27 protein-coding genes are annotated in these 24,937 nt (G+C 59.6%); 11 read left to right on the top strand and 16 right to left on the bottom strand.

Annotation, left to right across the window (positions count from 1 at the left end; genetic code table 11):
* Positions 1–77 precede the first annotated feature (77 nt).
* The 3 genes from ACR0NW_RS17500 to ACR0NW_RS17510 all read right to left on the bottom strand — a co-directional run bounded on the left by ACR0NW_RS17500 (position 78) and on the right by ACR0NW_RS17510 (position 3,014).
* Positions 78–1,430 carry a TRAP transporter large permease gene (locus ACR0NW_RS17500; RefSeq protein ID WP_170654363.1) on the bottom strand — a complete coding sequence of 451 codons (1,353 nt, stop codon included), beginning with the start codon at positions 1,428–1,430 and terminating at the stop codon, positions 78–80.
* Entirely contained in the window at positions 1,427–1,933 is a 507-nt protein-coding gene (locus ACR0NW_RS17505) for a TRAP transporter small permease (protein WP_480451727.1), read from the bottom strand. The genes ACR0NW_RS17500 and ACR0NW_RS17505 overlap by 4 nt, the downstream gene beginning before the upstream one ends.
* Positions 1,934–1,994: 61 nt before the next feature.
* Entirely contained in the window at positions 1,995–3,014 is a 1,020-nt protein-coding gene (locus ACR0NW_RS17510) for a TRAP transporter substrate-binding protein (protein ID WP_480451729.1), read from the bottom strand.
* 302 nt (positions 3,015–3,316) lie between these two features.
* On the opposite strand from ACR0NW_RS17510, the gene paaG reads away from it, so the two are divergent.
* The 5 genes from paaG (at position 3,317) to ACR0NW_RS17535 (ending at position 6,734) form a co-directional block, all read left to right on the top strand.
* The gene (gene paaG, locus ACR0NW_RS17515; RefSeq protein ID WP_480451731.1) at positions 3,317–4,102 is read left to right on the top strand and encodes a 2-(1,2-epoxy-1,2-dihydrophenyl)acetyl-CoA isomerase PaaG; all 786 of its coding nucleotides are present in this window, start codon (positions 3,317–3,319) and stop codon (positions 4,100–4,102) included.
* A gap of 1 nt (position 4,103) precedes the next feature.
* Complete coding sequence (gene paaI / locus ACR0NW_RS17520) at positions 4,104–4,532, top strand: hydroxyphenylacetyl-CoA thioesterase PaaI (protein WP_480451732.1); 429 nt, start codon at positions 4,104–4,106, stop codon at positions 4,530–4,532.
* A gap of 15 nt (positions 4,533–4,547) precedes the next feature.
* Positions 4,548–5,858 (top strand): phenylacetate--CoA ligase PaaK, encoded by a 1,311-nt coding sequence (gene paaK / locus ACR0NW_RS17525; RefSeq protein ID WP_480451734.1) that lies wholly within the window; start codon positions 4,548–4,550, stop codon positions 5,856–5,858.
* A 3-nt stretch (positions 5,859–5,861) separates the two neighbouring features.
* The gene (locus ACR0NW_RS17530) at positions 5,862–6,458 is read left to right on the top strand and encodes a TetR/AcrR family transcriptional regulator (RefSeq protein ID WP_480451735.1); all 597 of its coding nucleotides are present in this window, start codon (positions 5,862–5,864) and stop codon (positions 6,456–6,458) included.
* A gap of 63 nt (positions 6,459–6,521) precedes the next feature.
* Positions 6,522–6,734 (top strand): hypothetical protein, encoded by a 213-nt coding sequence (locus ACR0NW_RS17535; RefSeq protein WP_480451737.1) that lies wholly within the window; start codon positions 6,522–6,524, stop codon positions 6,732–6,734.
* A gap of 101 nt (positions 6,735–6,835) precedes the next feature.
* On the opposite strand, the gene ACR0NW_RS17540 is transcribed toward ACR0NW_RS17535, so the two are convergent.
* From ACR0NW_RS17540 to ACR0NW_RS17600, 13 genes are all read right to left on the bottom strand, one after another.
* Positions 6,836–7,597, bottom strand: coding sequence for a Phenylacetic acid catabolic protein (locus tag ACR0NW_RS17540; RefSeq protein WP_480451739.1), 762 nt, complete (start codon positions 7,595–7,597; stop codon positions 6,836–6,838).
* Between the two features lie 12 nt (positions 7,598–7,609).
* Positions 7,610–8,683, bottom strand: coding sequence for a 2Fe-2S iron-sulfur cluster-binding protein (locus ACR0NW_RS17545; protein WP_480451740.1), 1,074 nt, complete (start codon positions 8,681–8,683; stop codon positions 7,610–7,612).
* A gap of 24 nt (positions 8,684–8,707) precedes the next feature.
* Complete coding sequence (gene paaD / locus ACR0NW_RS17550; protein WP_170654439.1) at positions 8,708–9,169, bottom strand: 1,2-phenylacetyl-CoA epoxidase subunit PaaD; 462 nt, start codon at positions 9,167–9,169, stop codon at positions 8,708–8,710.
* Positions 9,170–9,175: 6 nt separating this feature from the next.
* The gene (gene paaC, locus ACR0NW_RS17555) at positions 9,176–9,937 is read right to left on the bottom strand and encodes a 1,2-phenylacetyl-CoA epoxidase subunit PaaC (protein ID WP_480451742.1); all 762 of its coding nucleotides are present in this window, start codon (positions 9,935–9,937) and stop codon (positions 9,176–9,178) included.
* A complete protein-coding gene (paaB, locus tag ACR0NW_RS17560; protein WP_170654343.1) occupies positions 9,937–10,221 on the bottom strand; it encodes a 1,2-phenylacetyl-CoA epoxidase subunit PaaB in 285 nt (94 codons plus the stop codon). The genes paaC and paaB overlap by 1 nt, the downstream gene beginning before the upstream one ends.
* Before the next feature lie 24 nt (positions 10,222–10,245).
* Positions 10,246–11,238, bottom strand: coding sequence for a 1,2-phenylacetyl-CoA epoxidase subunit PaaA (gene paaA, locus ACR0NW_RS17565; RefSeq protein ID WP_480451744.1), 993 nt, complete (start codon positions 11,236–11,238; stop codon positions 10,246–10,248).
* Between the two features lie 68 nt (positions 11,239–11,306).
* Complete coding sequence (gene pcaF / locus ACR0NW_RS17570) at positions 11,307–12,509, bottom strand: 3-oxoadipyl-CoA thiolase (protein ID WP_480451746.1); 1,203 nt, start codon at positions 12,507–12,509, stop codon at positions 11,307–11,309.
* 192 nt (positions 12,510–12,701) lie between these two features.
* Complete coding sequence (locus ACR0NW_RS17575) at positions 12,702–13,094, bottom strand: carboxymuconolactone decarboxylase family protein (protein WP_480451748.1); 393 nt, start codon at positions 13,092–13,094, stop codon at positions 12,702–12,704.
* A 31-nt stretch (positions 13,095–13,125) separates the two neighbouring features.
* The gene (locus ACR0NW_RS17580) at positions 13,126–13,866 is read right to left on the bottom strand and encodes a sulfotransferase-like domain-containing protein (protein ID WP_480451749.1); all 741 of its coding nucleotides are present in this window, start codon (positions 13,864–13,866) and stop codon (positions 13,126–13,128) included.
* Between the two features lie 54 nt (positions 13,867–13,920).
* A complete protein-coding gene (locus ACR0NW_RS17585) occupies positions 13,921–14,739 on the bottom strand; it encodes an aspartate racemase/maleate isomerase family protein (protein ID WP_480451751.1) in 819 nt (272 codons plus the stop codon).
* A gap of 4 nt (positions 14,740–14,743) precedes the next feature.
* On the bottom strand, positions 14,744–15,163 hold the full coding sequence (locus ACR0NW_RS17590; protein ID WP_480451753.1) for a GFA family protein: 420 nt from the start codon (positions 15,161–15,163) through the stop codon (positions 14,744–14,746).
* A 61-nt stretch (positions 15,164–15,224) separates the two neighbouring features.
* Positions 15,225–16,316, bottom strand: coding sequence for an aromatic ring-hydroxylating oxygenase subunit alpha (locus ACR0NW_RS17595; protein ID WP_480451755.1), 1,092 nt, complete (start codon positions 16,314–16,316; stop codon positions 15,225–15,227).
* A complete protein-coding gene (locus ACR0NW_RS17600) occupies positions 16,313–17,200 on the bottom strand; it encodes a MurR/RpiR family transcriptional regulator (RefSeq protein WP_480451757.1) in 888 nt (295 codons plus the stop codon). The genes ACR0NW_RS17595 and ACR0NW_RS17600 overlap by 4 nt, the downstream gene beginning before the upstream one ends.
* A 68-nt stretch (positions 17,201–17,268) precedes the next feature.
* Between ACR0NW_RS17600 and ACR0NW_RS17605 the strand changes: the two genes are divergently transcribed.
* The 6 genes from ACR0NW_RS17605 (at position 17,269) to ACR0NW_RS17630 (ending at position 24,899) form a co-directional block, all read left to right on the top strand.
* Positions 17,269–19,722 carry an FAD-dependent oxidoreductase gene (locus tag ACR0NW_RS17605; protein ID WP_480451758.1) on the top strand — a complete coding sequence of 818 codons (2,454 nt, stop codon included), beginning with the start codon at positions 17,269–17,271 and terminating at the stop codon, positions 19,720–19,722.
* Positions 19,723–19,816: 94 nt separating this feature from the next.
* Complete coding sequence (locus ACR0NW_RS17610; protein WP_480451760.1) at positions 19,817–20,899, top strand: alcohol dehydrogenase family protein; 1,083 nt, start codon at positions 19,817–19,819, stop codon at positions 20,897–20,899.
* The gene (locus tag ACR0NW_RS17615) at positions 20,896–21,474 is read left to right on the top strand and encodes a dimethylsulfonioproprionate lyase family protein (RefSeq protein WP_480451761.1); all 579 of its coding nucleotides are present in this window, start codon (positions 20,896–20,898) and stop codon (positions 21,472–21,474) included. The genes ACR0NW_RS17610 and ACR0NW_RS17615 overlap by 4 nt, the downstream gene beginning before the upstream one ends.
* Positions 21,471–22,577, top strand: a complete 1,107-nt coding sequence (locus ACR0NW_RS17620; RefSeq protein ID WP_480451763.1) for a mandelate racemase/muconate lactonizing enzyme family protein — start codon at positions 21,471–21,473, stop codon at positions 22,575–22,577. The genes ACR0NW_RS17615 and ACR0NW_RS17620 overlap by 4 nt, the downstream gene beginning before the upstream one ends.
* On the top strand, positions 22,574–23,689 hold the full coding sequence (locus ACR0NW_RS17625) for a mandelate racemase/muconate lactonizing enzyme family protein (RefSeq protein ID WP_480451764.1): 1,116 nt from the start codon (positions 22,574–22,576) through the stop codon (positions 23,687–23,689). The genes ACR0NW_RS17620 and ACR0NW_RS17625 overlap by 4 nt, the downstream gene beginning before the upstream one ends.
* Before the next feature lie 106 nt (positions 23,690–23,795).
* A complete protein-coding gene (locus ACR0NW_RS17630) occupies positions 23,796–24,899 on the top strand; it encodes a mandelate racemase/muconate lactonizing enzyme family protein (RefSeq protein ID WP_480451765.1) in 1,104 nt (367 codons plus the stop codon).
* Positions 24,900–24,937: the final 38 nt, after the last annotated feature.

A 24,937-nucleotide genomic window follows, 5' to 3' on the forward strand; every position in this document is an offset into this window, starting at 1 on the left:
ATTAACCGAATGATCGGTCAATAAATGAATGCTTAACGCAATGAAGCAGCGACCGGCGGCTGAGCCGGTCGCCGTTTTCAGTGACCCAGTGCGCCCATCTGCTGAGGCAGGTACAGAACGACAATCGGCACCAGCACGATCAACGCCAGACGGAAAATGTCAGCGACCCAGAAAGGTGTCACGCCGCGAAAGATCGTGCCCGTTGACACGTCTCCGACCACGCCCTTCAGGATGAACACGTTCAGGCCAACAGGCGGGGTGATCAGGGAAATTTCCGTCACAACAACAACGACGATGCCGAACCAGATCGGATCATAACCCAGCGAGGTCACTAGCGGAAAGAAAATCGGCACCGTCAGCAGCAGCATGGACAGCGATTCAAAAACGCAACCAAGTATGATGTAGATGCCCAGGATCATCAGGATTACGACAAACGGTGAAACGTCATAGGCCGTAACCAGCGCAATCAGCGCCTCGGGCAGACCAGCGAGGTTGATGAAGTTGGAAAAGATCTGTGCGCCGATCAGAACCGCGAACAAGGCGGCTGCTGTAAAGCATGTTTCTTTGAGCACTTCGAAGGTCGATCCAATGGTCAGGCCACCGCGGAACAAGGCGATCAGGAATGCACCGGCGGCACCCATGCCCGCGGCTTCGGTGGGCGAAAACGTCAGGTTCAGCGGCTCGAAATCGAAGGCGCCGTAAAGCCCGCCGATAACCAGAAAGAACAGCAAGAGCACGGCCCAGACCGACCCCAGCGCCCGAAATCGCTCTCCCCAGTCGGCGCGCTCACCCGCCGGACCTGCTTCGGGGTTGCGCCAGACGGTCCAGCGCACGGCAAAAAGATAAAACAGGATGCCGAGCAAGCCTGGAATGATACCGGCCATGAACAGCTTTCCGATCGAGGTTTCGGTCAGTAGGCCGTAGATAACCAGAATAACTGAGGGCGGGATCAGAATGCCCAACGTACCGCCTGCTGCGATGGAAGCGGTGGACAGCTCGTCTGAATATCCATAGCGGCGCATTTGCGGCATGGCGACCTTGGACATGGTGGCGGCGGTGGCCAGGGACGAGCCACAGATGGCGGAAAACCCACCGCATGCCGCCACGGTCGCCATTGCGATCCCACCCCGCATGTGACCCAGAAAGGCATTGGAAACTGCGTAAAGCTCGCGCGCCATGCCGCCTTTGTTGACGAACAGACCCATCAGGATGAACAGCGGCACAACGGACAAGCCGTAATCCTGCGCGGTGTCTGTGATCTGGCGGCCCACCATCGACATCGCGGCCTTGAGCCCGCGCTCATCGAAGATTGAGCCTCCGCGTTCATAGGCAAAGCCAAAGGTGCCCACGAGGCCCATTGCAAAAACGATGGGCAAGCGCACAAGTACCAGAACAAGGACAAGTGCAAATCCGATAAGCGCGGCGGTCATTTGGCATGCTCCGACAGGGTATTGGGGGCAAAGAGATGAAGCAGGCCGGTGATGATCATGACCACTGCCGTGATTGCCACGGATATGGTGATGAACCAGCCGACGAGATAGGTCGGGATCGACAGATATTCAGTCACGTCGCCATAGTCGCGCGCGCGTTCCGCCAGCACCCAGACCCGTTGGACGGGCCAGAACAGCATCACGCCACTGACCAGATAGATCACGGCGTCGCGAATTCGGCTCAGGCGCAGACGATGGAATATTCCGTCGGTCAGGTCGACGGCAATATGGCCGTTGGTGACCGATATGATCGGAAGGACCGAAAAGACCAGCATCGCCATCAGGATGCGGGTCAGTTCCGTTGCTGCCTCGATCGGGGAATTGAAGACGGATCTGAGGATCACATCGCAAAAGGTCATGATCATGAGGATGAACAACGCTGCGCTGGCTACGATAACCGGCAATATGCTGACCCGCCGAACAAGCTGGATGAGAGAGGTCATTTGGCTGCTCCCGAAAGGGGTTGGCTGGGGGCGGCAGCGTCGCGCCGCCCCGCAGACTGGATCAGTTGGACGCCATTTCCGACCGGATCATGTCATAAGCGGCCTGCGCGTCCACGCCGGTTTCGCTGACTTCGGCGATGACTTTTCCGCGCACATCCTCTGCAATGACCGAGAATTTCTCAAGATCGGCATCCGAGGCGGCATTGATTGCATTGCCATCGGCGCTTTCCGTGGCTTCGCGACCGATCGCATCAATCTCGTCCCAGATTTTGCCGATCTCCCGGCTCAGCGGTTCACCAAAGACGTTTTCGTCAAGCGCCGCCTGCAGGTCTGCGGGGAGGTCGGCAAAGGTGTCTTCGTTCATGATGAAGGCGAAGGAACCACGGTAAAGGCCACCGGGCATCTCGTAAACGTTCTGCGCCACTTCGGTCAGTTTAAAGCCCTTGCGGGATTCAAAGGGCATCACGACACCGTCAGCCGCCTTGGAGGCCAGCGTCTCGTAAACCTTGGGGGCAGGCACCTGAATGCCCGTCGCGCCCAACGCGGTTCCCACGTCACCACCAACACCACCTGGGATGCGGACCTTGAGGCCGGAAATCTCACCAAGTTCGGTAACAGATGAGCTGGAGTGCAGCTGGGCGGGGCCGTGTGTGTGCAACGCGACGACCTTTACCCCGCGATGCTCGTCCGCGTCTTTCAGGTATTTGTCGTATGCGCGCCAATAGGCAACTGATGCAGCCTCGGCCGAACCCTCATATCCGGGCAATTCAATCAGCTTCGTGGTGACGAAGCGGCCCGGCTGATAGCCGTGAAAGATGATCGAGGCATCCGCCGCACCATCCATGATCAGGTCCATCTGTGCCGGGGGCGGGGCGATGCCAAGCTTGAGTTCGGCGGTGACTTTGCCGTCTGTGGCCTCTTCAACCATCTCGACGAACTTGGGCCACATCTTGGCGTTGATGCCGTGCGTCGGCGGCGCCCAGCTGGAAATTGTCAACGTGTAGTCGGCTGCCGTTGCAACTGTTCCGCTGACCGCAAGAGCTGCGGTGGCAAGCAAGGTTGAAAGCCTGGTGAATTTCATGACTGGTATCCTCCTCCGAAACATAAGTCATTAATGTGTTAATAGTCAATTTTGTAACTATCAACGGGTTGGTGAATCGCGAAACAGATATCGGGCAGGTTTCTGCTGGGGCCCCAAGGCTTTGGTTTCGCGATTTTTTTCAGAAAGACTGCAAATCTGATCCGTTTGTGCCGGACAAGTTGAACCTTTCCGAGTCATCATTTCCCCCTTTTCTTCACGGGAATCGAGATTCGAAGAATTTATTGACCAACCGTTCGGTTTATGCAAGAAATTTGTAACAACATCTGAAAAGCGGGGAGGTCATGTCAGATACGATTGTTGCGCAGGACCATGGAAATTGGGTCGAAATAACTCTCAACCGTCCGGATCGCCTGAACAGTTTCACTGCTGAGATGCACGCGGCCCTGCGGGGCGCACTGGAAGCCGCGCGTGATAATGGCGCACGTGCGATTCTGTTGACGGGCGCGGGACGTGGTTTTTGCGCGGGGCAGGATCTGGCTGATCGTGATCCGTCAAAAATGGATGGACCGCCGGATTTGGGACAGACAGTGCGTTCTTTCTATGCGCCACTGGTGCGTTTGATCCGGTCACTGGAGTTTCCGGTGATCTGCGCGGTAAACGGCGTCGCGGCCGGAGCAGGGGCGAACCTTGCACTTGCCTGCGATATCGTTTTGGCGGCGGAATCCGCCAAGTTCATTCAGTCTTTCTCCAAAGTCGGGTTGATACCGGACACTGGCGGCAGCTGGCATCTGCCGCGCCTGTTGGGTGAAGCGCGGGCCAAGGGGTTGGCCCTGACCGCGCAACCGCTGCCCGCGAAACAAGCGGAAGAGTGGGGATTGATCTGGAAATCGTTGCCTGACGATCGCCTGATGGACGAAGCCCGTGCCATGGCCGAACAGTTTGCGAACGGGCCGACACTGGGCCTAGGTCTGACCAAAATGGCTATTCAAGCCGCAGCGGTTGACACGTTGACCGATCATCTGGAGTTGGAGGCCGACGCAATGAAGGCCTGTGGCGAAAGCGCCGATTATGCGGAAGGCGTCACGGCGTTTCTCGAAAAACGTGCACCAAAGTTCCGGGGCGAATGATATGACGCCAAAGGAACGCGCCGAAAAAGCCGCCGCGGCGATGTGGGCCGAAGATAGCGCATCAAAATGGGCTGGAATGGAAATCACTCATATCGACGAGGGGACCGCTGCGCTGGAGATGACCGTTGTGTCGCATCATTGCAACGGGCACGGCATTTGCCACGGAGGTGTGACTTTCATGCTGGCCGACAGTGCCTTTGCTTTTGCCTGCAACAGCCGCAATCAATCCACGGTCGCTCAGCACAATGTTATCAGCTTTATTGGTCCGGCCCGGCAGGGTGATCGTTTGACCGCAACGGCAACCGAGCTGAGCCTGACCGGGCGCAGCGGAGTATATGACGTAACAGTAACCAATCAGGACGGACGCAGGATCGCGGAATTCAGGGGGTTTTCCCGCGCGATTAAAGGTGCGTTGTTTGATGAGAATTAAGGCGAGGAGGACACCATGAAGGATCTGACCCCGAACAAATCCGATCTGGACCCGATTGAAATCGCGTCAATCGATGAAATCCGCAAGCTTCAGCTGGACCGTTTGAAATGGTCGGTGCGTCACGCATATGACAATGTACCGATGTATAGACAGCGCTTTGATGAGGCCGGAGTGCATCCGGACGATATGCAGTCTTTGGGCGATCTGGCGAAATTTCCGTTTACCTACAAGAACGACCTACGCGACAACTATCCCTTTGGCCTGTTTGCCGTGCCGCGTGAGCAGATCATCCGCCTGCATGCCTCGTCCGGTACGACCGGTAAGCCTACAGTGGTCGGATACACGCAGGGCGATATCGACAATTGGGCAGACCTTGTGGCGCGGTCGCTGCGTGCCAGCGGTCTGCGCAAAGGCGACATGGTTCACAATGCTTATGGTTACGGCCTGTTTACGGGCGGGCTGGGCGCGCACTACGGGATCGAGCGTCTTGGCGCGACTGTCGTGCCGATGAGCGGCGGCCAGACCGAAAAACAGGTGGGCCTGATCACCGATTTCAGGCCGGACGGGATCATGGTAACGCCGTCCTATATGCTCAACATTCTTGAGCAATATCACAAGGTCGGCATGGACCCGCGCGAAACCTCATTGTCTGTGGGGGTATTCGGGGCTGAGCCCTGGACCGACGCCATGCGCAAAGAGGTTGAGCAGGCGTTCGACATGCATGCGGTCGACATCTATGGCCTCAGCGAAATCATGGGGCCGGGCGTCGCCAACGAATGCGTTGAAACCAAGGACGGGCCGGTGATCTGGGAAGATCATTTCTATCCCGAAATCATTGACCCCGTGAGCGGTGAGGTAATGCCCGACGGTGAAATGGGAGAGTTGGTGTTCACGACCCTGACAAAAGAGGGCCTGCCGATGATCCGCTACCGTACCCGCGACCTGACGCGGCTGCTTCCGGGAACCGCGCGCTCGATGCGGCGGATGGAAAAGATCACCGGACGATCGGACGACATGATCATTCTGCGTGGCGTGAACGTGTTCCCCAGTCAGGTCGAGGAACAGGTCATGGCGACGGGCGGTCTTGCACCGCATTACCAGATCGAATTGTACAAGGCAGGCCGGATGGATGCCATGCGGGTCTTTGTCGAGGCTCTGCCGGACGCAGCGGACGAGCTGAGCAAAACCGCGGCAGCCCGCATGCTGACCAAGCGTATCAAGGACATTGTTGGTGTTTCCACCGAGATTGTTGTAGGCGAGCCCGGCGATGTTGAACGCAGTCAGGGCAAGGCCAAGCGCGTTGTCGATAACCGGGATAAGGAGTGAGGTTTGGCCCGCACGATAGCCAAAGACCATGACCAGAAGCGCGCGCAGATACTGAAATCCGCCGCGCGCGTCTTTGCGCGCGAGGGGTTCGACCGCGCGTCGATGACCCAACTTGCGCGCGAATGCGGAATCTCCAAAGCCAATATCTATCACTACTACGACAGCAAGGATGCGATCCTGTTCGACATCCTTGAAACCTATCTGCGCGAGCTGCGCGATCTGATTTGCGGGATCGACATCGATGGTCTGAACGCTGCGGATCGGCTGCAGAAGGTGGTGGCGGAAATCCTTCTGGCCTATCAGGGTGTCGATGACGAACACCGGGTACAGACCAGTGGAATGTCGGCCCTTCCGTCGGACCAGCAAAAGCTGCTGCGCGGGTATCAGCGGGATATGATCGAGTTCCTGAGCGGCATAATCACCGAGATTGCCCCGGACGTGTTCCGGGGTGAGGCGAACAAGCTCAGGTCCACGACGATGTCCGTCTTTGGTATGCTGAACTGGTACTACATGTGGAATTCCGGGGCCGATACGGCTGCGCGCGAGGACTATGCCAAGCTGGTCAGCAATTTGACCCTTCATGGTGTTCAGGGTCTCTGACGCGCGATAAATTGACTTGGGTACCTCCGAGATTGCTGCTTCAATGAGGCAGGGAGGATCGCGATGCAAACCCCGGAAAGTTTCGAGAAGTTCTACTTCACCAAGGTTGGGCTGGGCGAAGCCTGTGGCTGCGCTGAAAAAGTGATCGACGTCTATGAATTCAACCGTAAGGGCGGCGCGAACGATGCTGTGGTCAAAACCGGCAGCGGAAAAAAGCGCGGCTCGTTTCGCTCCTGGGCTTTGAAGTTTGGACTGATCAGCCGTTCGTGTGAATGAATGTGCGCCCGCCACGCGCGCTCCGGCGTGCGCGGCCCGGCCCAACGGGAAGCGGCGCCGAAGGCGTCAACGACAGGCGGGAGTACCCCGGGAGGGGTAATTTACTCCGGTTTTTTCAGGCCGAGGTTTGTCAGGATTGCGCCGGCTTCGGCGTCCCATCTGGTTTTGAGCTCGGAATTGGATGACTTGCGCAGGCCCATCTCGCGAAGGCTTTCCAGCTTCTGTGATGACCCCGTCCCAAAGCTTTCCGAAACACGCGGCCACCAATAGTCAACGGCGTCCTGCATCTCGTTTGTATGACCCTGTTCCAGAAGCTTCACCGCACCCTCCAGCGCAAGTTCGCCGTGATGTGCCTCCACCGGGGCAATGGTCCGGAAGGCTTCGGCAAGCGGTTGATATGAGATCAGGGAAAACTCAGCCAGCTGTACGGCGACGGCACGGCTCATCAGAAGGTTCATAACAACGGCGTCTACCCAACCCTCAATCGGGTAGTTGAACACCGCAAGCCGCATGTCATGTTCGGATCTGGTTGCGCCGACATCCGCCCCACGATCAAGCCGGGTGGTCCACGGGTGGTGACTTACATAGCGTTCGGCATTGGCACCAAACTCTCCCATGATGCGCAGGACCCGGTCAGCATGGTCGGTCTTTTCCAGAACGATTCTGGCGGCTGCAATCCGCTCTTTGATGCCCGGCCCTTGATTGATGATGTCGGCAAAACCCGCTGCACCGGCCAACTCACTGTCCACGAATGTCGCCATCAGTTTCATCAGCTCGGCACGATAGCGCGGCGGGACATTAGTGGGGTTGGTCAGAACACCACCGGCGGCCAGATAGCTTTCGATCGTCATGTCTTCGGCCATAGTTCTTCTCCCTTACTGGTCGTAGTCGACGACAACGGTGTCCGTCAGCGGGAAGGCCTGGCAGCTCAGCACATAGCCCTTCTCGACCTCATAATCTTCCAGCGCATGGTTGGCGACCATCTCGACATCGCCCTCGATGACCTTGCAGCGGCAAGTCGAACACACTCCGGCTTTGCAGGCATAGGGTGCATCCATGGCGTTTTCCAAAGCCGCGTCGAGGATCGACAGATCCTTGGGCATGGTGATGGTTTGCGTTGCCCCATCCAACGTGATCGACGTCTTGGTCTGGTTGGCACTTGTCGCGGCATCCGCCGACACGACCTTGCGTTTCGCCCGTCCGGGTTGGGCGCTTGCAAACAGCTCGAACTTGATCTGACCGTCGTCTAGACCATGCGCACGCAGGGCCGCGGCGATACCCAGCATCATCGGTTCAGGGCCGCAGATAAAGGCTGTGTCGACGTTTTCGATATCGATCCAGTGCCGGAACAGCTCGGCGCATTTTTCCTGCGTTACCAGCCCGGTGAACAGGTCAATTTCCTGCGCATCGGATTCCAGCACATGGATCACGTTCAGACGGCCCATATAAAGGTTTTTGAGGTCTTCCAGTTCCTCGCGGAACATGATCGTGTTCACGCCCTTGTTGGCGTAGACCAAGGTAAACCGAGCATCGGGTTCGCGCGCCAGTGTCGTCTTGAGGATCGACAGAACCGGTGTAATGCCCGAGCCGCCCGCAAACCCAAGGTACTGTTTTTCAGCACCGGGAGTGATGGTGGTGAAAAAGCTGCCCATTGGCGGCATGGCCTGCAATCTGTCACCGACTTTGAGTTCTTCGTTGGCCCAGGTGGAAAAGGCACCGCCGTCGACGCGCTTGATGCCCACTTGCAGGACCCCGTCATCCTTACCTGCGCAAATCGAATATGACCGGCGCAGTTCCTCTCCGTCGAAGTCCCTGCGGAATGTCAGGTACTGCCCCTGGGTGAACTCGAACTCTTCGGCCGCACCGTTGACCGGTGCAAGCGTGACCACCACTGCGTCACGGATCGTTTTATGGATGTCTGTGACTTCCAGTTCGTGAAAGCGTGCCATCCGGCTGTTCTCCTTTTTTAGGGCTCAGATACACTTGAAATAATCAAATGGTTCCAGGCAATCGGTGCAGCGCCAGTGGGCCTTGCAGGGGGTCGAGCCGAATTGACTAACCCTTTCTACTGCCTTGCTGCCGCAATTCGGGCATCGCTCCGGCCCACCCGCGGGCTGGGGTGGAGCGATGCCATATTCCTCAAGTTTTTCGCGGCCCTTCTGACTTAGCCAGTCGGTCGTCCAGGCCGGAGAGATGCTTGTTTCCAAACGGATATCTTCGATGCCGTGATCGCGCAGGGCCGTTTCGATATCCATGCTGATCACCGATGTCGCCGGACAACCTGAATAGGTTGGCGTCACCGTGACCTTCAGTGTTTCCGCATCCCATTGAACATCGCGCACGATACCCAGATCCACGACCGAGATCACTGGGATCTCGGGGTCGGGAACGGTATCGAGCCACTCCCAAATCTGATCGACCGAGGCGCGTGTCATCGTCATTTACCAACTCGCATCCGGATAGGCGCGTTGCAGCCACTGCATCTGCGTCAGAAGATGCCCAAGGTGTTCGGTATGCATCCGTCCATCGCGCCCGCCCTTGTGGGCAAAACGGCTTTCGGGAATGGTCAGCGTCGCCTCAGTCAGCACGCGCCCGACGAGGGCGTCATATTCTTCGCGCAACCCGGCGGGGTCAGGCGCGATACCCGCGGCAGACATTTCTGCATCCACGTCATCGCCGGCAAACATCTCACCGACGTAGGGCCAGAGGTAGTCCAGTGCATCCTGCATCCGGGCGTGGCTTTCCTCGGTTCCATCGCCAAGACCGACCACGGTATCGCCCGAGCGTTCCAGGTGATAGGCAACCTCTTTGCTTGCCTTCTCTGCAATTGCGGCAACACGTTCGTCGGATGATTTCATCAGACGACCCAGCATGATCGAGTGCCAGGCATCGAACAGAAATTGGCGCATCAAAGTGCGGCCAAAGTCGCCGTTGGGAACTTCGACCAGCAGCACATTGCGGAAGTCCCACGCATCACGCAGAAACGCCAGATCATCGGCGCTTTTGCCTTCGCCCTGAACATCCCCCGCAAGACCCAGCCACATCTGGGTTTGTCCAATCAGGTCCAGCGCCGTGTTGGCCAAAGCAATGTCCTCTTCCAGCACAGGTGCATGACCGCACCATTCGCTGACACGGTGGCCGAGGATCAGGGTGTTGTCCCCCATCCGCAGCAGGAATTGCAGGAATGCCTCATCGCGGGTCATTACATTGCCCCCACTTCTTCGGGGATGTCGAAAAAGGTCGGATGGCGGTAAACCTTGCTTTCGCTCGGCTCATACAGAGGGCCTTTGTCGCCGGGCGAGCTTGCCGCGATGTTGTTGGCCTCGACCGCCCAGATCGACACGCCCTCGTTCCGGCGGGTATAGACGTCGCGGGCATTCTTGATCGCCATCTCTGCGTCAGGGGCGTGCAGCGAACCGACGTGCCGGTGGCTCATGCCGTGCTGGCCACGGATGAAGATTTCCCAAAGGGGCCATTCGTTTTTCATGTGCAGTCCTCCATACGAGTGGGGTTATTCGGCGGCCAGGCCGGTGGCTTTTTTCTTGCGGGCATGCGCCAGCAAACCGTCGCGCACCCATTTCCCATCGTCCCAGGCCTTGTTGCGCGCTGCCAACCGGTCAACGTTGCAGGGGCCATTTCCCCGCACAACGTCGAAGAATTCGGACCAGTCCGGGTCTGAATAGTCGTAATGGCCGCGCTCTTCGTTCCATTTCAGGTGCGGATCGGGGATCGTCAGCCCCAGATATTCTGCCTGAGGTACTGTCTGGTCCACGAATTTCTGGCGCAGTTCATCATTGGTGTTGATCTTGATTTTCCAAGCCATCGACTGGGCGCTGTGAACGGATTCCTTGTCGGATGGTCCGAACATCATGAGGGACGGATACCAAAGCCGGTTCAGGGCGTCCTGCGCCATCCGCTTTTGCTCAGGTGTGCCTTCCGCCATTTTCCGAATGGCATCGTAGCCCTGCCGCTGGTGAAAACTCTCTTCCTTGCAGATGCGGATCATCGCGCGCGAATAGGGGCCAAACGAGGTTCGCTGCAACGGCACCTGATTCATGATCGCCGCACCATCGACCAGCCAACCGACCGCGCCGATGTCGGCCCAGTTCAATGTCGGATAGTTGAAAATGGACGAGTATTTCATGCGGCCATCCAGCAGCATTTCCGTGATCTCATCGCGCGACACGCCCAGCGTTTCGGCAGCGCAGTACAGATACAGGCCATGTCCTGCTTCGTCTTGTACCTTGGCCAGCAGGATCGCCTTGCGTTCGAGTGTCGGCGCGCGGGTGATCCAGTTGCCTTCGGGCAATTGTCCGACGATTTCCGAATGCGCGTGTTGGCCAATCTGACGGATCAGCGTTGCGCGATAGTCATCCGGCATCCAGTCCTTTGGCTCGATCTTGATATCTGCGTCGATCTTATCCTGAAAGTCACGTTCCTGATCCGTCATTTCATCACGGGATTTGACGCCAGTTCCAGCTGTCTTGATCATCTGAGCGTACATATCGGATCTCCTCACGTTTTCTCTGTCGCGCGGCGAATGTTATCTGTTCCCGCTGTTCAGTCCGCGCCTTAGACGCGTTCAAGTATAAGTGCGGCCCCCTGACCAACCCCAACGCACATGGTGCAAAGCGCATAGCGCCCGCCCGTACGCTGCAGTTGATAGGCTGCGGTCATCACAAGACGTGCGCCGGACATGCCCAATGGGTGACCGATGGCAATCGCGCCGCCGTTGGGATTCACATGGGGTGCATCATCGGCGACACCAAGTTCGCGCAGGGTGGCCAGGCCCTGAGACGCAAAAGCCTCGTTCAATTCTATCACATCCATCTGGTCGATGGTTAGCCCGGCGCGCGCCAGCACCTTGCGGCTGGCAGGTACGGGACCAATTCCCATGACGCGCGGTTCAACGCCTGCAACAGACATGCCTACGACGCGGGCAATCGGCGTCAGGCTGTTCTTGGCTGCGGAAGCCTCGTTTGCCAGCAGGATTGCCGCGGCACCGTCGTTCACGCCCGAGGCGTTTCCGGCCGTCACTGATTTGTCTGGCCCGTTGACGCCCTTGAGCCCGGACAGCTTGTCGGCGCTTGTGCCCGGTCGGGGATGTTCATCGGTGTCCACGATGATTGGATCACCTTTGCGCTGTGGGATGGTGACCGGGGTGATCTCCTCCTTGAACACCCCGGCCTCATGCGCCGCGGCCCAGCGGGCCTGGCTGCGTGCGGCAAATGCATCCTGATCGGCGCGGCCAATATCATAATCATCGGCCACGTTGTCAGCGGTCTGTGGCATCGAATCCGTGCCGTACATCTGCTGCATCTTTTTGTTGACGAAGCGCCAGCCGATGGTGGTGTCGTAAACCGCGTTTGAGCGGGTGAAGGCGCTTGTTGCCTTGGGCATAACGAACGGCGCGCGCGACATGCTTTCAACGCCGCCTGCGATGGCCATGTCATAATCACCCGCTTTTATAGCGCGCGCAGCCATGCCCACAGCGTCCATTCCTGATGCGCACAGCCGGTTAATCGTGGTGCCGGGAACCTCGACCGGCAATCCCGCCAGCAAGGCGGCCATCCGCGCGACGTTCCGGTTGCTTTCCCCGGCCTGATTGGCATCGCCAAAAATGACGTCATCGACACTGGACCAATCCACCTGTGGGTTTCGCTCTTTCAGAGCCGCAAGCGGAATCGCCGCCAGATCGTCAGTGCGAACCTGTGACAGCGCACCGCCGTAGCGTCCGATCGGGGTCCGTTGTGCGTCGCAGATAAAGGCGTCCATGCGTCAGAAACTCCAGTCTTGCGTAGGGCGTCATTAAGTGACCGATTGGTCGGGTAATACGCGATGAAGCGATTCGCGGCAAGAGAAATGTAACGAATAATTGGTAGCTACACTTATTCTGTAACATATCAGGATGAGATTAAAAAAAGACCCGCCTAAAAGCGGGCCTTCTTTTGGGTTATTGGCCAAGGGTCAAAGTTGCCCGGCTTCGTCCAGAACTTTGCGGGCCACACGGAAACATTCCAGGGCCTGTGGGACGCCGCAATAAATTCCAACCACATGAATAATAGCGCGAATTTCCTCTTTGCTGACGCCGTTGGTGATTGCGCCCCGGCAATGAATCTCCCATTCGTGCATCTTTCCCAAGGCGCCGATCATGGACAGGTTCATCATCGAGCGCGTTTTTGCGTCAATGACGTCATCTCCCCAGCCAAAGCCCCAGCACCAGGCTGTCATGGCTTCCTGAAACGGGCGCGTAAAGTCATCGGCAGCGGCAAGATTTTTTTCGACATATTCCGCGCCAAGTGTGCCTTTGCGCTGTTCCAGCCCTTTTAGGAAAAGGTCTTCGTCAAAGATGTCTGCCATTAGGGTCTCCGTGGTAGTCGGTGTGATGGGGTCAGGCTGTCAGCCGATGTTTATATAGGTGATCGTAGTGCGGCTTCATCCGGCGGTGTACCTGTTTAACCCGATCCGGGGCTTCATCCAGCGAAATGTGTTTGCGCGGTTGCGGGGTCAGCCCGGTGGACTTGGCGAGATTGCCGTGAAACGAGCCGCCATCCCACCAGCTATGGGCCGACGGATCCCCACCCGCTTCCCAGGTGAGGGCCTCTTCGATGAACGGTATCCCCATGGTTTCACAGAATTTTTTCGTTATACCATAAGGGTTTTCCAGCAAGTCGTCGCTGTCGATTACGCAAGGCGGCGCACCGTTCAGGGCGGTCAGTAAGTCAAACAATGCACGCTGTTCGGGAAAGCCGACCTCGCCTTCGGCGAAGTCCGGCCATTGCTTGTACATCGAGGTGATCGTCTTGGCCGGATCGCGGATCAGGAAAGCGTGGTTGAAGTTCGAAAGAAACTCAGCATCCCACATGTGATTGATATAATGGGGGAAATCCTTCATGAATACCGGCCCTTTGCGGGCGCGGTCCTGCACATCCGCCCAAACGGTTTCCAGTGTCAGGCCAGGTGTTGTTTTCTCGCCCGGCTGAAAGCGGTGCCACAGGGGTTCCTCGCCCTGATACCAGGCTTCGCCAAAGGGTTCGTGCAGGCAGTCCAGATCGCCGCGCTGTCGCATCATCCATTCGAAGGCGGTCGAGGTCGAGCGGGGAACAGCCCAGAGGGCAAGGATTTTGTGCATTTTGTACCTGTTTCTGAGGGGGTTTCTTCCGGTTTGTACAACCTGTTTGTGCGCCTACAGGCTTTGTAACAATCGCCCGCGCGGCGTCTCTGGGGCAAGGCCCAGCGATTTGAAGATGCGCCAGTAAAGCGCGATGTCGTGACCGATGACCGGTTTGCCCAGAGCGGTTTCCAACTCGTCCGCCAGATGCAGCGGGCGTTGCGGTAAACCGCCGGGGCCAGTGCGGAAGTTGCACATGCCGTTAATCAGGATCGCGTCCGCTTGCGGGGCCTGTTCGGCAACATATTCGAAACTCTTACGGGCCAGATCACCGTCAAATACCCAGCGATAGGAGTTGACCTCTTCCTGATCGGCGAACCAGCCCTGATCGTGGAAGTTACCCGCATAAAGCACATCGAACCCGGCCTCGCGCAGAAAGCCGACCGTACCCTGCCACCATTCGGGCCAGTGATAGGCGGCGTTGAGGGCGACCTTTTCCACATTCATCTCGCGCAGGGCCTCGACCATGGCGTAACCGGCCATGTGAAAACGGATGCCGTGCTTGTCGGACAGGTCCTCGCAATGCTGCCGCACGCCCTCGACCCCCAGCCCGCAGGCGTGCACCCAGTTCGAGCCGACCTGACCGCAGACATCGACGCCGTTGCGGGACATGCAGTGGACGAAATCTTCGAGCATGCCAAAGTTCTTTTTGCGTTGGTCCAGCCCGTGCACATAGTCGGGCACATGCAACATCCAGCCATGCACGCCCACCGTCTCGGGGCACATTCGCAGGAAGTCCGAAGGGGCCGCGTCAAAGTCGAAGGGCGGAGAGGTAAAGCCCACCTGATAGGGGAACAGTTTGTGTTCGGGGCGCCATTCTCCGGGCATGAGCATGGGGTTACTCCTTGTTCGCTATGGCGGGATCGGCCTGAAAGCTTTGATGTTTGGGAATGTCATCCGACAATTGCAGCCACGAAACTGCGCTGCCCATGACCACATGGGCGTCTGGGACGTAGCCTGCATCATCATCCAGTGTTGCCGCGTGAATGTGGATTTCGCCCGGCCATTTGTCGGACCTGAAATACAGACGTGATCCACATTTGGGGCAAAAGCCACGATGGGTGCCGGGGGAACTTTCGAAATGGTTGACCTCTCCCACCCATTCAACGGCTTCGGGGGCCAGTCCGACAAAGGTCGTGAAGGGAGAGGAAGTGGCCTTTTGACAGTCGCCGCAATGGCAGGACAAACGGCGCGTCACGTTCCCTGTCGAGGACCACGTTACTGCGCCGCACATGCACTGACCTGAAAGGCGGGTCATTCCGCGTGCTCCGGGACCAAGAAAATTCGACGAATTTCCTTGGCTGTGGCGACTGTTGACCTCATGTTTCCACACCCTCGCGCATCCATTGTTGCAAGCGGGCGATCGAATGTTCCGACATCACGCCACAGCCGGGGTCCAGCACCAGAGGGCCCGGGCGATAGCCGCGGGATTTGAGGCCGCGGTGGACGCTTTCGACCAGACGTATGTCTTCCTCGACCGTGGTTTCACGATCCTGTACGGCCAGTTGCCGGATCACCGCGCTTTCCGAGCCGCCCTCGGTGTACCAGCCGCGCCAGACGGTGCAGTGGTCGGCGTCACCCGCGCGCCAGTGATAGGTGTTCAGCACATTGCCCGGGTAGCACTGGAACGAGAACATCGGCCACAGGAACCACGACTGATAGTCGCCCGCATGAGGAACTGACAGGTCGATGGGATAGGTCATCTTGTCGAGGCTTTGGCATTCCGTCGTGTGGCGCAGCACATAACCGCCGCCTGCGTCGGGCTGGATGTCATAGGTCTCGGGCTTGACCACGCCTTCGGCAAAGGTCGGGTGATTGGTCGGGCAGTGGTAGCATTCCGAGTAGTTCTCGACACTGACCTTCCAGTTGCAGTTTTCCGGAATCTCGACCCATTCCAGCGGTTCCAGATCGTCGATATGCGGAACAAAGGCGCGGATTTCCTCGCGCACGCCGGGGTACCATTCGTCCATCGGGGCGGCGTCATCATCGAGGTTGACGAAGATGAAACCGTTGAAGATCTCGGTGCGGACAGAGGTCAGGCAGATGGTGCTTCGGTCAAAGCCGGGGACGGATTTGATGTTCGGCCCAGCGCGCAATTGACCCGACAGCTCATAAGTCCAGGCGTGGTAGGGGCAGACCACGACGCGGGTGTTGCCTGCACCCGTCACCATTTCGTGCGCGCGGTGTTGGCAAACGTTGTAGAACGTGCGGATTTCCCCGTCGCGGCCGCGAATGCAAAAGAGGTTCTGTCCGGCGATCTCGAAGGCGAAGTAATCCCCTGTCTCGCGCACCTGTGCGACGTGTCCTGCGAATTGCCACGTTCGGGCCAGTAAACCCTGCATCTCCTGCTCGAAGATCGCTGGGTCAGTGTAATACCGGGCGTCCAGTGAGTGGGTCAGGGGTGCGTTCATTCGGGCTCCTCCGCGTAGAGGCCAAGTTGGTGTCTGCGTTGGTGAAACCGTTCGACCCGCTCGACGATCTCGTCGCTGGAGACGGCGATCACGAAGGACAGCAGCGTTTCCAGCAGCGCGATGGTCGAAACGGAGGACGGAAAGAATTGCGGCGTGTCGGCGGCGACGACAAAGCCGTGATGGGCGTTCAGGATGATCGGGCTGGCCGGGCTGTCCGAGAGGCCGACAACGGTCAGCCCCTGTTCGCGGGCCAGCTTCACGGCCTCGATCACTTCGGTGCGGTACGGTTTGCAGGTGATGGCGATCAGAACGTCCTGCTTGTCAGCCCACGCCAGATCGTCCACCGGGGTCGAGCCGGGGCGGGGGATGGCGTGGAACTGTTTCATCCCCGTCGAGGCAAGGTAGGTGAAGTTGCGGGCGTTCGAGTTGTTGACGCCGACACCAAGCGTAAAGATTTGGCGCGAGTTCCAGATATCTTCGGCGGCGGCCTTCAGGCGTGCGGCGTCGATACCTGCAAATGTTTCTTCGATGTTGCGGATCGCGGACCCGACCATATCGGCATAGAGCCCGCCCAGTTCCCCTGACTTGCCTATGCCCTGCAGCCAGCGGGCGCGGTCCGGAAACGACACCGCGCCTTGTCGAATCGCTTGGCGGAAGGGTGCGCGGAAATCCTCGTACCCGTCAAAGCCGACCTGCCGCGCCATGCGCACGAAAGTGTTGGGTTTGACATTGGCGGCCTCGGCAATCTCGCGCACCGTTGAAACCCCAACATCCGTGGGATTTTCCAGCACATAGCGCGCGGCCTTCTGCGCCTCGGGCGTCAGGGCGTCCCATTCCTCGGTCAGGCGGTCCAGAACGGTTGATGATACATTTGTGTCATTCATGATTGACGATGGTACATTTGTGGAATTAGCCTGTCGAGCAGAAACGCGACTCGGGAAGAGGAAAAATCATGTCCGGGAAGGAACTGCCGTCACAGGCCCGCGTGGTGATCGTGGGCGGAGGTGTCATGGGGGTCGGTCTGGCCTATCATCTGGCACATGAAGGGTGGACCGATGTGGTCCTGCTGGAAAAGGCCGAACTGACCAGCGGCAGCACGTGGCATGCGGCCGGTCAGATCACCCATTCGACCAGTTCCTTCGGGCTGGGCAAATGTGTGGATTACAACATCGGCCTGTATTCTGGCGCATTGGAGGCCGAGACCGGCCAGGCAGTGACATGGCACGGCTGCGGCTCCTTCCGTCTGGCTTATACCGAGGATGAAATGGACTGGCTGCGCCACACGCTGTCGGTGGGCCGGTCGCTGGGGTTCAACATCGAACTGGTGGGGCCGGAAAAGGTGGCCGAGCTGCAGCCGTTCTACAATCTCGAAGGCGTGCTGGGCGCGCTGCACACGCCGGATGACGGCCACGTGGACCCGACCAATGTGACCATGGCGATGGCCGCCGGGGCGCGCCAGCTGGGGGCGAGGATCATCCGTCATTGCCGGGCGACGAACATCACGCAGGCCGAAAACGGCGAATGGGTGGTCGAGTCTGAGAAGGGCACGATCCGCTGCGAGCACGTGGTGAATGCAGGCGGTACCTATGCCCGTCAGATGGGCGAGTGGTCGGGGCTGCAACTGCCGATGACCTCGATGACGCACCACTATTTCGTGACCGAGCCGGTGCCCGTGTTCGAGGGGCTGGACAAGGAATTGCCGGTCATCCGCGATGACAAGAAAGTTTCCGGCTACATCCGGATGGAGCAAAAGCGCGGGCTGATCGGGATTTACGAGAAAGAGAACTCGAATTCCGTCTGGCACGACCATTGCCCATGGGATTACGAGAACTGGTTGTTCGACGCCGATTACGACCGGATCATGCCATGGCTTGAGGAAAGCCTGAACCGGATGCCGATTTTTGCGGAACTGGGTATTCAGCGCGAAGTGCACGGTGCGATTTCGCACCCGCCGGATGGCAACCCGCTGATCGGACCTGCGCCGGGGGTCCGAAACTATTGGTGCTGCTGTGGGACGCAAATCGGCATCGGCTGGGGGCCGGGTCTGACCCGCGAACTGGCGCGCTGGATGGTGCATGGGGCGGCGGATATCTCGATGCGCGACTACGATCCGCGCCGGTTCGGGGCTTATGCAACCAAGGACTGGCAGGTCACCAAGGCGCATGAGGATTACAAGCTGCGCCATGAGATTCCATTCCCGCATTTCAACCGGCTGGAAGGGCGTCCGATCAAACCCTCGCCACTCTACGAACGGCTGAAGGACAAGGGCGCGGTTTACGAAGAGGTCTATGGCCATGAACGCCCGCGCTGGTTTGCCAAAGACGGTGTCGAACAGCGCGATCACTACTCGTTCCGCCGCAACGTGGTGCACGACATGGTCGGTACCGAATGCAAGGCCGTGCGCGAGGCGGTGGGGATCATGGATATCTCGGCCTTTACCAAGGTCGAGGTGACGGGACCCGGTGCCGAGGCGCTGCTGGACCGGCTGGTCGCAAACCGCCTGCCGCAAAAGGCGGGGGGCATCGCTCTGACCCATATGCTGAACCGCCGTGGCCGGATCGAGTTGGAAACCACGGTCGTGAAGCTGGACGAAGGACGCTATTACCTTGTCTGCGCGGCCTTCTTCGAACAACGCCTGCTGGATCATCTGAACCACCAGCGCGCGGATGAAGATGCCCGGATCATCCTGCGATCCAACGATTGGGCGGCGTTAAGCCTGAACGGCCCAAAGGCGCGCGAGGTTCTGGCCGCCTGCACCGATGCGGACCTGAGCAATGCCGGGTTCAAATGGCTGACCGCGCAGGAGATTGAGGTGGCCGGGCACAGACTCTGGGCGTTCCGCATGTCCTATGCCGGTGAGCTGGGATGGGAGTTGCATATCCCGCGCGACAGCGCGCTGGCGGTCTATGATGCGCTCTGGGCGGCGGGTGAGGCGCATGGGATCACCGACTATGGCTCCTTCGCGATGAACGCGCTGCGGATGGAAAAAGGCTTCAAGGGCGCTGGTGAGTTGACCAATGAGGTGACACTTGCCGAGGCGGATGTTCTGCGCTTTGCGCGCACCGACAAGGACTATCTGGGTAAAGACAAGACCTTGAACACCGACTTGCCGTGGGTCTGCACCTATATGGAGATCGAACCGGATGGGGTCGAGGATGGTCATGGCGGTGAGGCGGTGCTGCTCGAGGGCAAGGTGGTCGGCTCGACCGCTTCGGTTGCCTATGGTCACACCGTCGGCAAGATCCTTGCCTTTGCCTATGTCAAACCGCACGCCAACGTGCCGGGGACGCAGATCGAGGTTGTGATCGCGGGCCAGCCACGCAAGGGGCGCATTCTGGGCGAACCCGCCTATGACCCGCAGAGTCTGCTGCCGAGGGCGGACGTTGCCATGGAGCCTGCGGAATGAAACCACAGCTTCATCTTTTCCAAAATACTCCGGGGGAGACGCGCGAAGCGCGGTGGGGGCAGCGCCCCCCGATACCCGCAGCAGGAGCGCAACAATGACCATTCCCGCAACGATGAAGGCCATGGTCCTGACCGGACACGGTGGTCTGGACAAATACGAATGGCATGAGGATTGGCCAACCCCGCAGCCGGGACCGATGGAAGTATTGATCCGGGTGGGCGCCTGTGGGCTGAACAATACGGACGTGAACACCCGGTCGGGCTGGTATTCCAAAGCAGTCAGCGAGGCGACCACCGGCGGCGCCTATGAAGAGGTTGCCGAAGAGGACCCGACATGGGGCGGCCGACCCCTGACCTTTCCGCGCATTCAGGGGGCCGATGCTGTGGGCACGGTCGAGGCGGTTGGTGACGGCGTGGATGCGGGGCTGATCGGGCGGCGTGTCATGGTGAATGGCTGGCTGCGCGACTGGTCCGAGCCGGAGAACATGGACAGGACGGGTTATTACGGCTCGGAATGCGATGGTGGTTTCGCGCAATACGCGGTGGCGGATGCACGCGGGGTAGCGGCGGTGGAAACGCCATTGTCGGACGCCGAACTGGCCACCTTTTCCTGCTCGTACACAACCGCCGAAGGGATGCTTGCACGGGCGGGTGTCGGGCCAAGGGATACCGTTCTGGTTCCGGGAGCGTCCGGCGGCGTGGGCGGTGCCTTGGTTCAACTGGCCAGATTGCGCGGCGCGCGGGTTATCGCCATGGCGTCCGAGGCCAAGCAGGGCGAGGTGGCCCGACTTGGCCCGGATCGCATTCTGCCACGCGCGCCGGGTGACCTGCGCGCGGCGCTGGGGGATGAAAGGATCACAGTAGTCGCGGATGTTGTCGGCGGAGATTACTGGCCCCAGTTGATCGATATTCTGGAACGCGGCGGGCGGTATACCTGTTCGGGCGCGATTGCCGGACCCATTGTCGAGTTCGATCTGCGCACGTTCTACCTGCGCGATCTGACCTTTACCGGCTCGACCGTTCTGCCGCCCGAGGTGTTCGAAAATGTCGTGCGCTATATCGAACAGGGTAAACTGCAGCCGGTTCTGGCCGCGACCTATCCTCTGAGCGAGCTGCGCGAAGCGCAGCAGGCGTTCATCGACAAGACCCATACCGGCAACATTGTGGTGATCCCATGACACTGGACGACGTTCTTGCAGCCGCGCAGCGCCTGCATCAGTCACACACGGCTCTTTCCGAATTCGGGCCCTGGCCCACCGATCTGTCCGCGACAGACCTGCAACCCTGCGCGGTTCCGGCGGCGGACCTGGTGAGGGATTTTGATCGCCCCGGAACAGGGCGGACGCAGGCGCTGATCGATGCCGTCAGGGCGACGACGCATCTGGCGCATTGGAAACGGACCTATACCGAGGAAGAAGTCGGGGCAGATTTCCTGCAACGCTACGGGTATTATGAGCTTTTTGGTCCTACCGGGCATTTCCATTCGACCCAGCTGCGCGGTTACATAGGTTATTGGGGTGCGGGTTTGAACTATGATTGGCACAGCCATCAGGCAGAGGAACTGTACTTGACCCTGGCAGGCGGTGCAATGTTCCGCATCGAGGGTGACGAGGCGTTGGTGGGGCCAGACCAGACACGGGTCCATGCCAGTTGGCAGAGCCACGCCATGATCACTTCGGACCAGCCGATCCTGACCTTTGTTCTGTGGCGGGGCGAGGGGATGGCCGATCTGCCGAAAATGGACGCCGCATGAAAATCACCCGTATCCGCATCTTTCAGACTGGCCTTCCCTATGTGGGCGGGGCCTATGTCTGGGGGGCGGGCAATGCCATCGAAACGGCCATCGCCTCGGTCGTGGTGATCGACACCGACGCCGGTTTGCAGGGATGTGGTGAGTTCACGCCCTGTGGCGAAAACTACATGGTGGCCCATTCCGAAGGTGTGTCTGCGCTGGCCCGGCTGGTGGCGCCGCATCTGTTGGGCGAGGACCCGCGCAACGTGGCGCGTATCGAACAGATCATGGACCATCTGGTGCAGGGGCATGGCTATGCCAAGTCGCCCTTCGACGCGGCCTGCTGGGATATTCTGGCGCAATCCTTGAACGCGCCGCTTTATACGGTGTGGGGCGGCAAACTGACCGATGGGGCGCCGATGTACCGGGTCGCGCCGCAAAAGGGCACCAAAGAGACAGTGGCCGAAATGGACGCGTATCGTGAACAGGGGTACCGCCAGTTCCAGATCAAGGTCGGTGGCGACTGGGCAGCGGATATCGAGCGTATCCGGTCGACAGTGCCGCTTCTCAAACCCGGCGAAAAGGCAATGGCAGATGCCAATCAGGGTTGGCGCGCCGACAATGCGCTGCGCGTGGCGCGCGCCACGCGGGATCTGGACTACATCCTTGAACAACCCTGCCGCACCTACGAGGAATGCATGCAGGTGCGCGCCCGGACTGACCTGCCGATGAAGCTGGATGAGTGTGTCACCGGCATGCACATGGCGCAGCGGATCGTGGCCGACCATGCGGCCGAATTGGTCTGCCTGAAAATCTCGAACCTCGGCGGTCTCAGTAAGGCCAGACGGGTGCGGGACTATCTGGTCGAAAACCGCATTCCCGTGGTCGCCGAGGATACTTGGGGTGGCGAGATCACCACGGCCGCGCTATCCCATTTCGCCGCCACGACGCCGACCGAGTACCTGCACAACACCACCGATTTGATGAACTATAACACCGGCTCGACCGGTATTGGCGGGGCGACTGCAGAGGATGGCAAATTGTTTACCCCGGACACGCCGGGGCTGGGCGTGACACCCGATTTCGACAGCCTCGGCCCCCCAATTGCGGAGTTCACCTCATGAAAATCACCCGAATTTCGGTCTACCATGCCGACCTGCCGCTGGAGCACCCCTATTGGCTGTCCGGCGGGCGGCTGAAATTCGAAGTGCTGGATGCGACTTTCGTCAAGGTCGAAACCGATGCGGGGCTGACTGGCTGGGGTGAAGGCACGCCATGGGGCCATACCTACGTCCCGGCACATGGTCCGGGCATCCGCGCCGGAATCGCGACGATGGCATCTTTCGTGCTGGGGCTGGACCCGCGCAAGGTGCTCGAGGTCGAGCGCGCGATGGATCTGGCCCTGCCCGGGCACCTTTATGCCAAATCGCCGATCGACATGGCGTGCTGGGACATCGCCGGGCAGGCGGCGGGCCTGCCCATCGCCGATCTGATGGGCGGCGGATCGCGCACGCCTGCCCCTATCGCCTCGTCCGTCGGGGCCAAGACCGTCGATGAGACCCGCGCGGTCATGGAGCGTTACCGCGACCGCGGCTACTGGGTGCATTCGGTCAAGGTGGGCGGCGATGTGGAGCGCGATATCGAGCGTATACGCGATGTCGAGGCGCACCGCCCCCGTGGCGAGCGCATCCTCTATGACGTCAACCGCGCTTGGACCCGGCAACAGGCGTTGCGGGTGATGAAGGCGACCGAGGATCTGGGTGTGATGTTCGAGCAGCCCGGCGAAACGCTGGACGATATCGCCGCCATCCGCGCCCTGCATGCCGCCCCGGTCAGTGTGGACGAATGCCTGGTGACGCTTCAGGATGCTGCCGGCGTCGCCCGAGACGGTCTGGCCGAGGTGTTCGGGATCAAGCTGAACCGCGTCGGCGGGTTGACCAAGGCCGCGCGGATGCGGGATATCGCGCTGGCGCATGGTATCGACATGTTCGTTATGGCCACTGGCGGCTCGGTTCTGGCCGATGCCGAGGCGCTGCATCTGGCTGCAACCATCCCTGATCACAACCGCCTTGGCGTCTGGGCCTGTCAGGACATGCTGAGCATCGATATCGCAGGCGGCCGCGGACCAAGAAATCAGGATGGTCACCTGATCCTGCCCGAAACACCCGGTCTTGGCGTCCACCCGGACGAAGACGCCCTTGGCCCACCTGTCGCAACCTATGAGGCCGCGCGATGATCCGCCCCTTTATCTGGCCAGAAGTACTCTGGGGGGTGAATTGGCCCCAGGCCAAGAAGGGGGCAGCGCCCTCATCCCTCCTGCCCCCCATCCCTGAGAGACATCCATGAAGATCAACCGAGTTTCCCTGTGGCACGTGCCGCTCAGCAGTCACCAGCCCTATTACATGGCCGACGGCAAGACCTGCGATACGGTCGATACCGTGATCGTTGCCCTGGACACCGATGAAGGGCTGACCGGTTGGGGAGAGGTCTGTCCGATCCCCCATTATTTGCCCGCCTACGCAGGCGGCGTCGCCCCGGCGATAGAAGAGATGTCATCGGTGCTGCTGGGGGCCGATCCGGTTGGTCCCGAGGCGCTGATGGCGCGGCTGGACCGGCATCTGCAGGGGCATGTTTATGCCAAATCCGCCATCGATATCGCCTTGTGGGATCTGACCGGTCAGGCGGCAGGATTGCCTCTTCACACGTTGCTTGGAGGGCGGCGTGCCGAAACTATGCCGCTCTATCACTCCATCACCTGCGTCGCGCCGGATGAAATGGCGCGGATCGCGCGTGACGCACTGGCGAATGGCATGACCCAATTTCAGGTCAAGCTGGGTGCCGATGGTGACTGGCAGGCCGATGTTGCCCGGCTCCGGCAGGTGCGCGAGGCGGTGGGTGACGGGCCGCTGGTCTACGGTGACTGGAATTGCGGGGCCTCGTCGCTGGATGCGACACGTGTCGGGCGCGCGGTGGCTGATCTGGATGTTATGCTGGAACAGCCGTGCGCCACGATCGAGGATTGCGCGCGGGTTCGCGCCGCAACCGGATTGCCGATGAAGCTGGACGAAAACGCCCATGACACTGCAAGCCTGCTGGCAGGGCACCGGCAGGGATGCATGGACGCGGTGGCGATCAAGCTGTCGAAATTCGGCGGGCTGTCGCCGTCAAGGCGCGCGCGTGATCTTTGCCTGCATCTGGGGGCGAAGATGTGTATTGAAGATACTTGGGGGTCGGACATCACGACCGCCGCGCTGCTGCATTTGGGGGCTGCGACCGATCCGGCGCATCTGATGAATGTCTGTGACCTGTCGGGCTATGTCTCGCCCCGGCTGGCGCCGGACGGGCCGGTGCGGGACGCAGGCAGGATTGCACCGCCAACGGGCGCAGGGCTTGGCGTGGCGCCCGACCGGCAGGCGCTTCCGGCGCCGCACATGATCCTTGACTGATTTTTGACTTTTTGGTCAAAATTGAAAATCCACACGGC

The sequence above is a fragment of the Ruegeria sp. CF5 genome (assembly GCF_056537325.1).

Bases quoted from the DNA above. Each gene is read 5' to 3' on its own strand.
- ACR0NW_RS17500 (WP_170654363.1), bottom strand. From the start codon at position 1,430: ATGACCGCCGCGCTTATCGGATTTGCACTTGTCCTTGTTCTGGTACTT.
- ACR0NW_RS17505 (WP_480451727.1), bottom strand. From the start codon at position 1,933: ATGACCTCTCTCATCCAGCTTGTTCGGCGGGTCAGCATATTGCCGGTT.
- ACR0NW_RS17510 (WP_480451729.1), bottom strand. From the start codon at position 3,014: ATGAAATTCACCAGGCTTTCAACCTTGCTTGCCACCGCAGCTCTTGCG.
- paaG (WP_480451731.1), top strand. From the start codon at position 3,317: ATGTCAGATACGATTGTTGCGCAGGACCATGGAAATTGGGTCGAAATA.
- paaI (WP_480451732.1), top strand. From the start codon at position 4,104: ATGACGCCAAAGGAACGCGCCGAAAAAGCCGCCGCGGCGATGTGGGCC.
- paaK (WP_480451734.1), top strand. From the start codon at position 4,548: ATGAAGGATCTGACCCCGAACAAATCCGATCTGGACCCGATTGAAATC.
- ACR0NW_RS17535 (WP_480451737.1), top strand. From the start codon at position 6,522: ATGCAAACCCCGGAAAGTTTCGAGAAGTTCTACTTCACCAAGGTTGGG.
- ACR0NW_RS17540 (WP_480451739.1), bottom strand. From the start codon at position 7,597: ATGGCCGAAGACATGACGATCGAAAGCTATCTGGCCGCCGGTGGTGTT.
- ACR0NW_RS17545 (WP_480451740.1), bottom strand. From the start codon at position 8,683: ATGGCACGCTTTCACGAACTGGAAGTCACAGACATCCATAAAACGATC.
- paaD (WP_170654439.1), bottom strand. From the start codon at position 9,169: ATGACACGCGCCTCGGTCGATCAGATTTGGGAGTGGCTCGATACCGTT.
- paaC (WP_480451742.1), bottom strand. From the start codon at position 9,937: ATGACCCGCGATGAGGCATTCCTGCAATTCCTGCTGCGGATGGGGGAC.
- paaB (WP_170654343.1), bottom strand. From the start codon at position 10,221: ATGAAAAACGAATGGCCCCTTTGGGAAATCTTCATCCGTGGCCAGCAC.
- paaA (WP_480451744.1), bottom strand. From the start codon at position 11,238: ATGTACGCTCAGATGATCAAGACAGCTGGAACTGGCGTCAAATCCCGT.
- pcaF (WP_480451746.1), bottom strand. From the start codon at position 12,509: ATGGACGCCTTTATCTGCGACGCACAACGGACCCCGATCGGACGCTAC.
- ACR0NW_RS17575 (WP_480451748.1), bottom strand. From the start codon at position 13,094: ATGGCAGACATCTTTGACGAAGACCTTTTCCTAAAAGGGCTGGAACAG.
- ACR0NW_RS17580 (WP_480451749.1), bottom strand. From the start codon at position 13,866: ATGCACAAAATCCTTGCCCTCTGGGCTGTTCCCCGCTCGACCTCGACC.
- ACR0NW_RS17585 (WP_480451751.1), bottom strand. From the start codon at position 14,739: ATGCTCATGCCCGGAGAATGGCGCCCCGAACACAAACTGTTCCCCTAT.
- ACR0NW_RS17590 (WP_480451753.1), bottom strand. From the start codon at position 15,163: ATGACCCGCCTTTCAGGTCAGTGCATGTGCGGCGCAGTAACGTGGTCC.
- ACR0NW_RS17595 (WP_480451755.1), bottom strand. From the start codon at position 16,316: ATGAACGCACCCCTGACCCACTCACTGGACGCCCGGTATTACACTGAC.
- ACR0NW_RS17600 (WP_480451757.1), bottom strand. From the start codon at position 17,200: ATGAATGACACAAATGTATCATCAACCGTTCTGGACCGCCTGACCGAG.
- ACR0NW_RS17605 (WP_480451758.1), top strand. From the start codon at position 17,269: ATGTCCGGGAAGGAACTGCCGTCACAGGCCCGCGTGGTGATCGTGGGC.
- ACR0NW_RS17610 (WP_480451760.1), top strand. From the start codon at position 19,817: ATGACCATTCCCGCAACGATGAAGGCCATGGTCCTGACCGGACACGGT.
- ACR0NW_RS17615 (WP_480451761.1), top strand. From the start codon at position 20,896: ATGACACTGGACGACGTTCTTGCAGCCGCGCAGCGCCTGCATCAGTCA.
- ACR0NW_RS17620 (WP_480451763.1), top strand. From the start codon at position 21,471: ATGAAAATCACCCGTATCCGCATCTTTCAGACTGGCCTTCCCTATGTG.
- ACR0NW_RS17625 (WP_480451764.1), top strand. From the start codon at position 22,574: ATGAAAATCACCCGAATTTCGGTCTACCATGCCGACCTGCCGCTGGAG.
- ACR0NW_RS17630 (WP_480451765.1), top strand. From the start codon at position 23,796: ATGAAGATCAACCGAGTTTCCCTGTGGCACGTGCCGCTCAGCAGTCAC.